This window comes from Geotalea uraniireducens (genome assembly GCF_027943965.1).
Classification (GTDB): domain Bacteria; phylum Desulfobacterota; class Desulfuromonadia; order Geobacterales; family Geobacteraceae; genus Geobacter; species Geobacter uraniireducens.
In genome coordinates this window covers 3134065-3147535 of record NZ_AP027151.1, presented here as the reverse complement: position 1 = coordinate 3147535, position 13471 = coordinate 3134065, and the positions used below count along the sequence as shown (strand labels likewise).

Below are 13471 nucleotides of genomic sequence, written 5' to 3'. Positions count from 1 at the left end.
CCGGATGCCGGCCGCACCGGCCGTCCGCGACCAACCGGCTGGGCCAAGGGGGGACCGTTCGTTGAACGGTTCCCCTTTCTGCGCCGGCCCATAAAGGAAACCGACTATGGGAATCAGAGTGACGAATGTACTGCCGTTGGCGGCGGCGATCTTGCTATTGGCCGGCGGGGCGGCGTCAGCTGCCGAATCCGGCTGGGTGTTGGTCGATGACAATCCGCAGGTCTCGGCCTTTTACTTCGACCAGGCGTCGGTGAGCAAACCCGCGGCCGGACTGGTGAGCGTTACCACCAAGGCGATTTACTCGGAGCAGGGGAAAGCCGATGCACTCGAAGTGATGGGCCATCCCAAGGGGTTCGATGACCTGAGTTACACCAATTTTGTCTATACTATCGACTGCCCGGGGGAAAAAAGCCGCCTGGAGGACGTGACCCATTACGACAGCAAGGGCGAGCCGCTCCGGGAGTTCAAACTCTCCGGCAAGACCGACTGGGAGGCCATTGCCCCCGATACCCGTCTGGGTCTTTTGGCCGACGTCCTGTGCAAGTAGTTTCGCTCGCTGCCAGCCAAGGAGGAACCGGATGTCCCGCAAAGATGAAGTCAAGTTTCTCAGCGACCTGTGGCATGGTTTCTGGGCGTCGCGGGTGCTTTTGACCGCCAATAACCTGGAGATTTTCGGCCAGCTCGGAACCCCCGTGCCGGCGGCCGAGGTGGCGGTAACCCTCGGTACCGACCCGCGGGCCACCGAGCTTCTGCTCAATGCCCTTGCCGGCCTTGGCCTGGTGACCAAGAAGGGGAACCGTTACGCCAATGCGCCACTGGCCCGCCGCCTTCTCGTTCCGGGAAGCCCTTCCTACATGGGTGATATCCTGCGCCATGCCGACACCCTCTGGCAGAACTGGTCAGGGCTGGACGAGGTCGTCCGGTCCGGCCGGCCGAACCGGGTGGGTCGCAACCATGGCTCGTTCATCCGCGGCATGCATAATATCGCCTCGCAGAAGGCCGACAGCCTGCTCCGGGCGATCGGCCTCGCCGGGGTGAAGTCGGCCCTCGACCTCGGCGGTGGCCCGGCCACGTACACCATGGCCATGGCACGCCACGGGGTCCGGGCGACCCTTTTCGACCTCCCCGATACCATCAAGGTTGCCCGGGAAGTGGTCCGCGAGACGGCGGGGCCGGAAATCCTCTTCCGCGAAGGGGATATGCTGACCGACGAGTTCGGGGAGGGGTACGACCTGATCCTGATCAGTCAGGTATTCCACTCTTTCGGTCCCGACCAGTGCCTGGCGGTGCTGCAGAAATGTCGGGCCGCCCTCAATCCGGGCGGCCGGGTGGTCATCCAGGAGTTCAGGATCGATAAATCGCTGGCCGCGCCGGCGCCGGGGACGCTTTTTGCCGTCAACATGCTGGTCAATACGGAACGCGGCCGTTGCTACTCGCCCGATGAAATGGGCGAGTGGTTGAAAAAGAGCAGCTTCGGTGCCATCAAGGTCCAATCTCTTGATGAAACCGTTCTGGTCAGCGGCGTGGCCGGAGCGCGAAGCCGCCAGCGCCGTTAGGCGTGTCGAGCGAGCGTGGGTGGTGCCAGGCTAAATGGTTGTGATCATCGGGACCTTTCTGCCGAGTCCACGATGATAACGTTGACCGGTAGTAATTGCTGTGTAATAGTTGTTTAATAAATTTTAACCAAGGGGGTTGACATGGTTCGCCAACTGAAGATCATTACCGCTTTATTTGCTGGCTGTCTTTTCGCTACGGCAGTCTTTGCCGCTGATCAGGGGGCTGTTTACTCGCCGGCCGGCGAGCTGTTGAAGAAAGAAGATTCCCTTAAAGGCGAGGCGCTTAAAAAGGAGGGCGCTGCCAGGGAAAAGGCCCTCAAGAAGGAGGGGGAGCTGAAAGAGAAGAAAAAAATGCAGGAGGACAAGGTCAAGGCAAAGCGGCAGCAGGGGACAGCAAAAGTCAAGGCGTTAAAAGGGAAGAAGGAACAGAAAACGGAGCAGCTGAAAAAGGCCAAAGAAGAGCGGCAGAAGCGGCTGGAACAGCTGAAAGAAGACAGCCGGAAGGATATGAATCAGCTGCAAGAGATGAAATGACCGGACGCCTTTGCGTGGCCAATATTCCAACCGGCTTTTCCGCAGGGTTAAGGTGGTAAATTTAATCACAGGAGGAAGCACAATGAAGAAAATTGCCGTATCACTGCTGACCGCTGTTGCCATCGGGGCCATGGCGGCGCCTGTTATGGCGGGGGAGCGGGCTCATGCCGTTTCCGTATCGCCGTTTATCGGCGGTTATACCTTTGACGGGGATCAGCATCTGAAAACAGCTCCCCTTTACGGATTGCGCCTCGGCTATGACCTGACCAAAAACTGGGGATTCGAACTGGTCGGTTCCTACCTCTCTACGGAGGGGACCCGTTCGGATCGGAGCGTCAATGCCCTCTCCTACGGTCTGGACGTTCTCTATAACCTGATGCCCGACGGCCCGCTGGTACCGTATCTGGCCGTCGGTGGCGGCGGCATAACCGTCGGTCATGGTTCGAGCTTCGAGTCGGGGAGCAATACCGATGCTACTGCCAATGCCGGCCTGGGACTCAAGTATTACGTGACCGACTCCGTGGCCTTGCGAGCCGATGCCCGCCAGTTGTTCCTCTTCGAGGAGCACAACAGCGTCATGTACAACTGGGAGTACACGGCGGGGCTTACCTTCCTCTTCGGCGGCAAGACGGCCGCCGCCGCTCCTGTGGCTGTTCCGGAGCCGCCCCCGGCCCCGACGAGCAACCTGACGGTTACGCCCGCCACGATCACCAAGGGAGAGTCGGCTACCCTCAGCTGGTCTTCCCGGAATACGACGGACTGCGGCATCACCCCGGCGATCGGCTCGGTCAGCACTGCGGGGAGCACTACCATCACCCCGGCGGCCGATACCGTCTATTCCTTGTCGTGCAGTGGCCCGGGCGGTACGACCGGCAGCACCGCAAGCATTGCCGTTACCGCCCCGCCCGCCCCGCCGGTTCCCCCGGCCCCGACCAGCAGCCTGACGGTTACGCCTGCTTCGATCACCAAAGGCGAAACGGCCACGCTCGCCTGGACCTCGGAAAATGCCACCGACTGCACGATCCAGCCTGAGATAGGTGCCGTCAAGCCACAGGGGTCGATGACGATCACTCCGGCGGCTGATACGGCCTACACCCTTACCTGTACCGGTGCCGGCGGCACGACGAGCAGTGCGGGGAACATCCAGGTGGCTGCTCCGCAACCTCCTCCGAAAAAAGAAAAGGTCTGCATCGACCTGAAGATCGAGTTCGACACCGGCAAGGCCGACATCAAGCCGAAATACCATGCCGAAATCGGTAAGGTTGCTGAATTCATGAAAAAATATCCCGAAGCCAACGGGGTCATCGAAGGTCACACCGACAACGTCGGCGGCTATGACTATAATATGAAGCTCTCCGAGCGGCGGGCCGCCAGCGTCAGAAATTATCTGATCGAGAAGTTCGGCATTGCCCCTGATCGGCTCACCGCCAAGGGCTACGGTTACACCAAGCCGGTCGCCAGCAACAAGACGAAGGCCGGCAGGCAGAAGAACCGGCGAATCGAGGCAACCTTCGATTGCGTCATCATCAGCAAGTAACCAAGCGGGAGGGGACGGCGCTTTTTTTACTGACCGTCTTCCGCGCATAGTTACAGATTGAAACAGTAGTTACAAAGCCGCTCCTGTCCGACAGGAGCGGCTTTGTTGTTTTTTCCCCGGGTGCTTGCACCGCCGCCAACCGTCAGCCGGGAGAATCGTCGGCAATGCCGTCGGCCTGTCTCCGTGTCCCGGCGCATTATCCCTTGTCAGCAGTGATAGCGCGATAAAGCCGGGCGAGGCACAAACAGCGAATCCGGCGATTTGCGCCGCAGACGAGTACGGCCGTCCGGCAAGTTACAACGTTCATTGCGTTGCCGCCTGCGGTGTAGCCAGGGAGAGGCTGGTTCCGGGTGGTGATATGACGAAGCCGTCTGGACGAAACGCGGCAGTCTACACTGTGCGGCACCGGTACGCTGGCCCATTCAGCAGCGCTCCGGTCAGCCGATTTCGCGCCCGCAGGCAGGGCTGTGCTGGGAGCATGCCGGTGATTCTCTCGCAACGCCGGTCAGTTGACCGATTTTTTAGTTAGCAACTATTTGAATATATTGTTTATTGGTTGTGTAGGGAAATTCCTGATAAACGTTTATCTGGTACCGATTTTGCTCTTAATGAAGGCTACGGCTTGGGTTGGGTACCGCCGGTCTCTGCTTAATGATGGCTACATAGCCGAAACAGCGAAGATTCATTTCTGGCCGAGTTTGGCAACTGGTGTTGAGTGTAGTGGTCGGGATCCCGTTAAATGGCTTGGGCTGTGGTGCTATCGCTGGCCCTGCCGGAAGCGCAGTGGTGTAAGTGTCTAAAGTTGCAGGGGGATCGCCTGCCGCAGATTGTGAAAAACGGGATCGACAATTCTTGTCACGGTGTCAGTGAAATCACTTGTTGAACCTGTTGTAATAAAAAATATTAAAGTTGAGCGGCGGGCTGCCGAAAACGAAAGAAGTATGTTTACCGTTTTTCTCTGGTAGCCGTCGGTGTCGGAGGAGACGACGTTTGACGGTCCTTCCTCGTACACCATTGTTGCAAAATTTTTTAAAGTGACATGTTAGTAAGCGCTTACACCTGGAAATGACATCAGGGGGAGGAAGCGTGGCACGGCAGACGGCAAACCAGACTCAGCACATGCCCCTGGAAACCCGGGAGCGGATTCTCGAGACTGCCATCGGGCTCTTTTCCACCAAGGGGTATCTCGGGGCATCGACTCGCGAGATCGCCCGCCAGGCCGGGGTGGCCGAGGTGACGATCTTCCGCCATTTCAATTCCAAGGAACAGCTGTTGGAAGAAGTGATAACCCACTTCTCTTTCATCCCCGCTTTCAAGGGGATTTTGCCGAAAGTTGTCGAGATGCCCTACGAAGAGGCGTTGCATGAGATTGCCACCCTCTTCTTTGACGTCCTGATCCAGCTCAAGGACTGGGTGCGAATCGTCCAGGCGGAGTTGCAGCGCTCGCCGGATAAGCTGGTCAAGGTCTTTCACTCCTTTCTCGACAACCTGTTCGAGGTGCTTGCCTCCTATTTCCGGGAGCTGCAGGGGCGCGGGGGGCTGCGGGACGTCGACCCGGAGATGGCGGCGCGGGTGTTCCACGGGATTTTCTACTGCTTCTTCACCGTCGAAGAACTGCTCGAAGGGAAGCGGATTCGGACGATCGACCGGGAACGGGCGATCCGTTCCTTCGTCGATATTTTTGCCAACGGTACGGTGTCCGGACCTTCAGCGGCAGTTGCCGGAGAGCGCTGAAGCCCGGCCACGGTTTTTTTAACGCACGAATGGGGGAGGTGAGCTGGCTCGGCCGGCCAGAGGCCGGCAATGTAAGTGTTTTGTTCATTTTGCGAAAGGAGGTCCACTGAATGGGAATGAAAGGGTTAACAGGGGTTCTTCTGCTGGGAACGCTCCTGGCGGCGCCGGCGGCGTGGTCGGCGGAGATCCACGGCAGAAGCTCGACCCAGCTCCTGTGGTTCAACAACGATTACACCAATAATCGTCGTGAAACGGACCTGGCGGAGTACCTGCGGTTGTCGGTGACGAACCTCGACAAGGCGGGGAAGGCATCCATCTACGGTTACGGACGGATGACGCAGGACCTGGACAACGGGAACGGGTTCAACAGCAGGCTGTACTACCTCTACGGCGAATATCGCGACCTGTTCGACAAGGTCGACTTCCGGCTGGGGCGGCAGTTCGTCAACGAAGAAGCCGGGACGGCAATCGTCGACGGTGCCCAGGTGACGTTGAAGAACGTCGGGCCGGTCGCCTTCTCGGCGTTCGGCGGTCGGAACGTGATCTTCGATCTGGACAACGAAGGGGGGCACGGCGGGAACCTGGCGCTGGGCGTTTCGGCCTATCTGCAGGGGTTCAAGGCGACGGACTTCGAGTTCAGCTGGTTCCGGAAGTGGGACGACTGGGATATCGCCCAGGATATGCTGGGGGCGACGTTCAAGCAGTACCTGTTCAACAACATCAAGATTTACGGTAACGGGCGGTACGATCTGACCGCCGAGACGTTCAACGAGTTGCTGGGAGGGATCAAGTACTTCCCGCTGGCGAACCTGATCTTCACCGGTGAATATTACCAGAGCTATCCGACCTTCGACAGCACCTCGATCTACTCGGTGTTTGCCGTGGACCGGTATCGTGAAGCGGCCTTCCGGGTCGACTACACGATCAACGAGATGATCACCCTGAACGGCGGCTACACGGCGCAGTTCTTCCAGGAGGGTGGCAAGGGCCACATCTACCACCTGGGGTGCATCCTGCGGCCGATCGACCCGCTGCAGCTGAATGTCGAGTACGACAACAACCAGGGTTACAACGGCAGCACCAACGGGATCATCGTCGACGCCTACTACGACCTGACCAAGGCGTTGCAGGTTTCGGGTGGGATCGCCTACGACGTCTACCAGCGGGACTCGCTGCTGCAGGACGAAATCGCCCGGACCTACTGGCTGGGTGGGAAGTACAAGCTGAACAAGAGCATGACCGCGTCGCTGCGGGTAGAGAACACGGTGACCGATCAGTTCTCGAGCAACGTCCAAGGACGCTTCGTCTTTGACTACGACTTTTAGAAAGGGGGGAAATCTGTGAAGAAATGGTTCCTAGCAACACTGCTGATAACCGTGACAACCTTCTCCGTACAGATGGCCCTTGCCGAGAAAATGTCCCACAAGGAGTACGCCACAACGGCGATCAGTGACTGCAACAGCTGTCACAAGAGCGAAGGTGTGGCGCCGAATCACGAAGGGGACTGGGTCCGGGGGCACCGGGTGCTGGCGAGCAAGGCGGGGAGCAACTGCTCCCAGTGCCATGACCAGTCGTTCTGCCTGGACTGCCATTCCGGCGGGGGTATCGACCGTGACCTGAGCACGCGGAACTACCACAACGACTACGTACCGAAGAGCCACCGGAGCAACTTTTTGAGCCTGCATCCGGTGAAGGCGCTGGACAACCCGCAGAGCTGCAACCGGTGCCATGACGCATCGTACTGCTCGGAGTGCCACAGCCGGTTCCCGAAAGGGTCGTTGCGGATCAAATCGCACCTGATGCTCGGCCCGAACCACCAGAAGTACGCGCCGGCGTTGTTCGAACATGCGACGGAAGCGCGGCGTAACCTGCAATCGTGCCAGGCGTGCCATCCCGATGGCGACGTCTGCGTGCAGTGCCACAGTGCGAAGCTGGGCGGGACCAATCCCCATCCGCGGAACTGGGGGAGCATCAGCGACAACTATCGTGATCGGGCGGGGAGCAAGGTCTGTACGAAGTGCCACCTGCCGGGTACCTATTAGCAAGCACACACCAACCAAGGAGGAAACAGCATGAGTAGAACAGCATCAAAGTATGCAGCGCTGCTGGCCGCGTTCGTCATGACGGCAGCACTCGCTGGCTGCGGCTCCGGCAACAAGGAAGGGTCGAATACCACCGGTTTCGGTGGCGTGGCTTCGGTGGGCGATACCGCCTGTATCCAGTGCCACAGCGCCGTAACCGATCCGTTGACCGGCGAAGGGATCGTTGCCCAGTATCAGCAGAATTCTCCCCACAACCAGGATGGCCTCGGTTGCGAGAGCTGCCACGGCGGCGGCGCCCAGCATAACGGCGTCGGCCCGATCCCGTATCCCACCCCCGATGCCAACCGTTGTGCCGCGTGTCATGACGGCACTCAGAGCTTCACGGTCGGTGGCGTGGCGACGGTAGCTCCGTCGACCAATGCGAACACCGCCTTCGATACCTCCAATCACGTCGAAGGTACCCCGTCGCACACCAGCGGGCTCTGCATCCGCTGCCATACCCATGAAGGGGCCGTCCTCTCCAACCAGTCCGGCTTCACCGGCGAACTGGCTTCCGGGACCATCGGCACCACCACCTATCCGGGTGTGCTGGATAACGCCGCCTACGGACCGCCGGTGGTAACCAGCGGTTACACCGCCTTCAAGTGCGAAACCTGCCATCAGCATGGCGGCGGGCTGCGCGGCGTGAAAGGGCGCGACAACAACGGTAACCTGGTGCTCTGGAACCCGAGCAAGAGCGGCAAGACCGACCAGTTCAACCTCTGCACCAGCTGCCACAACCTGTACAACTACAACCAGACCCGGGTGATCGGTTCGAACACGGCCGCTTCCGGGACGCTGAAGTACGAGCACAACACCCGCTGGAACAGAACCATCCTTTCCACGCACCGTGAGAAGGGGATGGCTTCGCTCTTGACCCTGCCGTTCGCCAACATGACTTCGGCCGCCGACAGCAGCAATACCTGGATCACCGGCTACGTCATCCGGCTGACCAACACGACCGACCCGAACTACAAGGGCCCCTGCTTCGACTGCCACGGTCACGAAGCCAAGACCAACACCAGCAATACCACCAACGATCCGACCCAGGCCACGATCCACACCGACTGGGGTCGTTCGGGCCATGCCGGCGGCCTGCTGAACGCCAAGTATGCTGCCGCTGCTGCTAACCTCCGCACTGCCGCCGAACTGGATGCGGTTACCCAGGCCTATGTCGATACCAACACCAGCACCTGGAGCCACTACAACTGGGATTCTACGCTGAAGTCCGACGGTACCGACGACCGTGGTTCCTGCCAGAAGTGCCATACTGCCACTGGTCTGTCCAACTACCTGAATTCGCCGACCACCTACGATCCGCTCAACAACAGCTTCTCGCACCTCATTGGCTGGAACCAGAAGGGCGGATCCAAGCGGCAGAACGAGCTGCTTTACTGCTGGGGCTGCCACAAGGATGCCGGTACCGGCGCGCTCCGCAACCCTGGGGCCATCACCGTCGACTACACTTACAACAGCGCGGCGATCACCCTGCCTAACGTCAGCAAATCCAACGTCTGCGTCGTCTGCCACGCCGGTCGCGGCAACACCCAGTCGGCCCGTTCTTCCCGGTTCGCCGGTCACCACGCGCCGGCCGCCGGAACGCTGTTCAGCGCCCAGACCCACATCGGCTGGGAATACCCGGGTGCCGACTACACCAACAAGTCGTACTTCGAGCATGACAAGATCGGTACCGCTGCCGTTCCCGGCACCGGCACCAACGGTCCCTGCGTTGCCTGCCACATGTCGGGCAGCAGCCACACCTACAACGTGCTGACGGATGACGGTACGGCGATCCGGAGCCAGGCGCTCTGCGATGCTTGCCATACCACCCATCCGATGAGCAAGGCCATTCTCGACGAAGAGCAGGCGGGTTACGCCAATGCTTCGGCTCTCCTGAAGGCCTATGTGGCGAACACCATCACCAACTACCTGGGCATCGCCATCACCGGCAGCAACTACAGCAACACCACCACGGTACCCGACGGGGCCTACGGCGCCTTCCAGAACTCGCAGCTGATCGACAACGAGGCTGGTGCCTATGCCCACAACCGGTACTATACCAAGCGGCTGATCTTCGACGGTATCGACTGGATGCAGCACGGTCAGTTGACCGGCAGCATCACCATCGATGCGACGGCGTATCCTGACGCAGCAGTATGGTACGGCGCTGCCTCCGGGACCACCGGTACCTTCACGGCAACACGTCCGTAGCAGCACAGGTTGTTATGCAGTCATCCGCCGGGCTCCCCAGGGAGCCCGGCTTTTTTTCTGCCCGCGCCGGATTGTTTCGCGGCCGGCAGGGATCGTGCTAAACTAGATTCCACCATGATTGCCCATTTCAATAAAACCGGTTCCCTTGCCGCCTTCGTCCTCCTCTCCCTGCTGGCGCACCTGCTCGGTGGCCTGATGATGAGCTGGTTCGGCCCCTTCGCCCTCCGGGCACCGATTCCGCTCCTGCCGGCGATTACCGTTGCCTTGCAGGCGGATACCCCGGCCCCTGCCGCCCCGCCGGTCGCCAAGCCGGCGCCGGCCGCAGAACCTGCCGCTACGGAGGAACAGCCGCCGCCGGTCCGTCCCGAACCGCCCCCCCGTCAGGACAATCAGCCGGCCGCCATGGCAAAAGTCCCTGCGGAGCCGCCGGCCGCCACCGAGTCGCCAGCGGTCGCTGCTGACAAGCAGGCGGCCGTTCCCCCGGAACCGCCGATCCCCGTTCCCGTTCACTCGACGGTCCCCGGCTGGCCCCCCGCGGTCCTGAAGCAGGGGCCGGTGCGCAGTGGTGCCGAATTTGTCCCCGTTGCCCGGGAAAAGCTCACCTACCGGATCGTTCTCCTCGGCATGCCGGTCGGCACGGCGGTAATGGAAGCGACCAACAGTAACGGCGAGGTCCGGATCACCACGAAAATTACCTCCAACGAGTTCACCTCGACGTTTTATCCGGTCAATGATTTCGTCGATACCCGGCTGATCAAGGGGAACTACCTGCTGACCCGAATCCGCCAGCACGAGGGGAATTTCGTCGGCGATACCGGTTTCACCCTGATGCTGCGCGAACGGAACGCCTTCTGGGTTGACCGGCTTAACAAACGTTATGCCAATCACCAACTGCCCCGCGGCGACGTGATGGATATGATCTCCGGGTTTTACTATCTGCGCAGCCAACCGCTGGCGGTCGGCAAGCCGGTGCTGCTGCAGCTGTTCGACAGCAACGAGTACGCCCCGACCACCGTCGAGGTCCTGCGGCGGGAACACCTGCGGCTTCCCGGGTTCCGCGAAGTCGATACCCTGGTGGTGCACCCGCTGCTCAAGACGGCCGGATTCTTCCGTCGGACCGGCGATATGCTGGTCTGGCTCACCGACGACGACAAGAAGGTGCCGGTCAAGCTGGAAACGCAGGTTCCCCTCGGCAGCGTCACCGCGGAACTGGTCGCCGCCGAAACGGACCCGCTCCCGCCGGCCCACCAGCCGTAAGTCTTGCTGCCGTGACGCCCCCGCTTCGCTCCCTTCCGTAAAAGTTTCCGACGCCCACCGTAAAATAACCGCCAGCTAGAAAATTAATCGCTTGCACATGACAAAATACGCGTTAAATTTAGCTAACTGATAGGTATCAGCGGAGCTACACCCGCCCGGGAGGAACAGGGCCATGCAGTTTGCTTTTCCAGCTACGTCAGGGACGATGTGGGTGAAAACATGCCACTGTTGCAGTATCTTCCGAGCGGGGGAGCCGTTTGCCGCATTCTCCCCAACCGCCATGTTTCCGCAGCTCGCCAGCCCGTTTCCGCTTCCCGGGGCATCCGCTATGGCGCTTCCCACCTTACCGTCTTCTTTCTCGTCATCCTGTCAGCTTTTTTTACCCATCCGCCATTTCCCGATTACCGTGCGAAGGAGGTGAAGCGAAGTTTCCGGTTCAAATTCGGGCCGGCAGGATGTGCATTGCCGTTGCGACGACAATTAAACAGGGTTTAGCGGAGCTGGCCCAGCCGATCCGTCTGTGCCGGAACGTAAGCCGGGGCCGCTTTCTCCGGAATTGAGCGGACGTTTAATTGTATTTTTTGCGAAAGGAGGTCCACTGAATGGGAATGAAAGGGTTAACAGGGGTTCTTCTGCTGGGAACGCTCCTGGTGGCGCCGGCGGCGTGGTCGGCGGAGATCCACGGCAGAAGCTCGACCCAGCTCCTGTGGTTCAACAACGATTACAACAGTCGTCGTGAAACGGACCTGGCGGAGTACCTGCGGTTGTCGGTGACGAACCTCGACAAGGCGGGGAAGGCATCCATCTACGGTTACGGACGGATGACGCAGGACCTGAACAACGGGAACGGGTTCAACAGCAGGCTGTACTACCTCTACGGCGAATATCGCGACCTGTTCGACAAGGTCGACTTCCGGCTGGGGCGGCAGTTCGTCAACGAAGAAGCCGGGACGGCAATCGTCGACGGTGCCCAGGTGACGTTGAAGAACGTCGGGCCGGTCGCCTTCTCGGCGTTCGGCGGTCGGAACGTGATCTTCGATCTGGACAACGAAGGGGGCCACGGCGGGAACCTGGCGCTGGGCGTTTCGGCCTATCTGCAGGGGTTCAAGGCGACGGACTTCGAGTTCAGCTGGTTCCGGAAGTGGGACGACTGGGATATCGCCCAGGATATGCTGGGGGCGACGTTCAAGCAGTACCTGTTCAACAACATCAAGATTTACGGTAACGGGCGGTACGATCTGACCGCCGAGACGTTCAACGAGTTGCTGGGAGGGATCAAGTACTTCCCGCTGGCGAACCTGATCTTCACCGGTGAATATTACCAGAGCTATCCGACCTTCGACAGCACCTCGATCTACTCGGTGTTTGCCGTGGACCGGTATCGTGAAGCGGCCTTCCGGGTCGACTACACGATCAACGAGATGATCACCCTGAACGGCGGCTACACGGCGCAGTTCTTCCAGGAGGGTGGCAAGGGCCACATCTACCACCTGGGGTGCATCCTGCGGCCGATCGACCCGCTGCAGCTGAATGTCGAGTACGACAACAACCAGGGTTACAACGGCAGCACCAACGGGATCATCGTCGACGCCTACTACGACCTGACCAAGGCGTTGCAGGTTTCGGGTGGGATCGCCTACGACGTCTACCAGCGGGACTCGCTGCTGCAGGACGAAATCGCCCGGACCTACTGGCTGGGTGGGAAGTACAAGCTGAACAAGAGCATGACCGCGTCGCTGCGGGTAGAGAACACGGTGACCGATCAGTTCTCGAGCAACGTCCAAGGACGCTTCGTCTTTGACTACGACTTTTAGAAAGGGGGGAAATCTGTGAAGAAATGGTTCCTAGCAACACTGCTGATAACCGTGACAACCTTCTCCGTACAGATGGCCCTTGCCGAGAAAATGTCCCACAAGGAGTACGCCACAACGGCGATCAGTGACTGCAACAGCTGTCACAAGAGCGAAGGTGTGGCGCCGAATCACGAAGGGGACTGGGTCCGGGGGCACCGGGTGCTGGCGAGCAAGGCGGGGAGCAACTGCTCCCAGTGCCATGACCAGTCGTTCTGCCTGGACTGCCATTCCGGCGGGGGTATCGACCGTGACCTGAGCACGCGGAACTACCACAACGACTACGTACCGAAGAGCCACCGGAGCAACTTTTTGAGCCTGCATCCGGTGAAGGCGCTGGACAACCCGCAGAGCTGCAACCGGTGCCATGACGCATCGTACTGCTCGGAGTGCCACAGCCGGTTCCCGAAAGGGTCGTTGCGGATCAAATCGCACCTGATGCTCGGCCCGAACCACCAGAAGTACGCGCCGGCGTTGTTCGAACATGCGACGGAAGCGCGGCGTAACCTGCAGTCGTGCCAGGCGTGCCATCCCGATGGCGACGTCTGCGTGCAGTGCCACAGTGCGAAGCTGGGCGGGACCAATCCCCATCCGCGGAACTGGGGGAGCATCAGCGACAACTATCGTGATCGGGCGGGGAGCAAGGTCTGTACGAAGTGCCACCTGCCGGGTACCTATTAGCAAGCACACACCAACCAAGGAGGAAACAGC

The 13471-nt window shown here is 60.0% G+C and carries 11 protein-coding genes; all 11 read left to right on the top strand.

The window, feature by feature from the left end; genetic code table 11:
* The first annotated feature begins 106 nt into the window (after positions 1–106).
* The 11 genes from QMN23_RS14625 (at position 107) to QMN23_RS14575 (ending at position 13441) form a co-directional block, all read left to right on the top strand.
* Positions 107–547, top strand: a complete 441-nt coding sequence (locus tag QMN23_RS14625) for a surface-adhesin E family protein (RefSeq protein ID WP_282000068.1) — start codon at positions 107–109, stop codon at positions 545–547.
* Positions 548–578: 31 nt separating this feature from the next.
* On the top strand, positions 579–1556 hold the full coding sequence (locus tag QMN23_RS14620; protein WP_282000067.1) for a methyltransferase: 978 nt from the start codon (positions 579–581) through the stop codon (positions 1554–1556).
* A 141-nt stretch (positions 1557–1697) separates the two neighbouring features.
* Complete coding sequence (locus QMN23_RS14615) at positions 1698–2090, top strand: hypothetical protein (RefSeq protein ID WP_282000066.1); 393 nt, start codon at positions 1698–1700, stop codon at positions 2088–2090.
* Positions 2091–2172: 82 nt separating this feature from the next.
* Positions 2173–3627, top strand: coding sequence for an OmpA family protein (locus tag QMN23_RS14610; protein ID WP_282000065.1), 1455 nt, complete (start codon positions 2173–2175; stop codon positions 3625–3627).
* Between the two features lie 1086 nt (positions 3628–4713).
* Entirely contained in the window at positions 4714–5361 is a 648-nt protein-coding gene (locus QMN23_RS14605) for a TetR/AcrR family transcriptional regulator (protein ID WP_282000064.1), read from the top strand.
* A gap of 110 nt (positions 5362–5471) precedes the next feature.
* On the top strand, positions 5472–6686 hold the full coding sequence (locus tag QMN23_RS14600; protein ID WP_282000063.1) for a hypothetical protein: 1215 nt from the start codon (positions 5472–5474) through the stop codon (positions 6684–6686).
* Positions 6687–6701: 15 nt separating this feature from the next.
* Positions 6702–7403, top strand: a complete 702-nt coding sequence (locus QMN23_RS14595) for a cytochrome C (protein WP_282000059.1) — start codon at positions 6702–6704, stop codon at positions 7401–7403.
* Positions 7404–7433: 30 nt separating this feature from the next.
* On the top strand, positions 7434–9653 hold the full coding sequence (locus QMN23_RS14590; protein WP_282000062.1) for a multiheme c-type cytochrome: 2220 nt from the start codon (positions 7434–7436) through the stop codon (positions 9651–9653).
* A gap of 114 nt (positions 9654–9767) precedes the next feature.
* Positions 9768–10910 carry a DUF3108 domain-containing protein gene (locus tag QMN23_RS14585; protein WP_282000061.1) on the top strand — a complete coding sequence of 381 codons (1143 nt, stop codon included), beginning with the start codon at positions 9768–9770 and terminating at the stop codon, positions 10908–10910.
* A gap of 602 nt (positions 10911–11512) precedes the next feature.
* On the top strand, positions 11513–12724 hold the full coding sequence (locus QMN23_RS14580) for a hypothetical protein (RefSeq protein WP_282000060.1): 1212 nt from the start codon (positions 11513–11515) through the stop codon (positions 12722–12724).
* Between the two features lie 15 nt (positions 12725–12739).
* Positions 12740–13441, top strand: a complete 702-nt coding sequence (locus tag QMN23_RS14575) for a cytochrome C (RefSeq protein WP_282000059.1) — start codon at positions 12740–12742, stop codon at positions 13439–13441.
* Positions 13442–13471 lie beyond the last annotated feature (30 nt).

Bases quoted from the DNA above. Each gene is read 5' to 3' on its own strand.
- QMN23_RS14580 (WP_282000060.1), top strand. From the start codon at position 11,513: ATGGGAATGAAAGGGTTAACAGGGGTTCTTCTGCTGGGAACGCTCCTG.
- QMN23_RS14590 (WP_282000062.1), top strand. From the start codon at position 7,434: ATGAGTAGAACAGCATCAAAGTATGCAGCGCTGCTGGCCGCGTTCGTC.
- QMN23_RS14600 (WP_282000063.1), top strand. From the start codon at position 5,472: ATGGGAATGAAAGGGTTAACAGGGGTTCTTCTGCTGGGAACGCTCCTG.
- QMN23_RS14615 (WP_282000066.1), top strand. From the start codon at position 1,698: ATGGTTCGCCAACTGAAGATCATTACCGCTTTATTTGCTGGCTGTCTT.
- QMN23_RS14625 (WP_282000068.1), top strand. From the start codon at position 107: ATGGGAATCAGAGTGACGAATGTACTGCCGTTGGCGGCGGCGATCTTG.
- QMN23_RS14610 (WP_282000065.1), top strand. From the start codon at position 2,173: ATGAAGAAAATTGCCGTATCACTGCTGACCGCTGTTGCCATCGGGGCC.
- QMN23_RS14585 (WP_282000061.1), top strand. From the start codon at position 9,768: ATGATTGCCCATTTCAATAAAACCGGTTCCCTTGCCGCCTTCGTCCTC.
- QMN23_RS14620 (WP_282000067.1), top strand. From the start codon at position 579: ATGTCCCGCAAAGATGAAGTCAAGTTTCTCAGCGACCTGTGGCATGGT.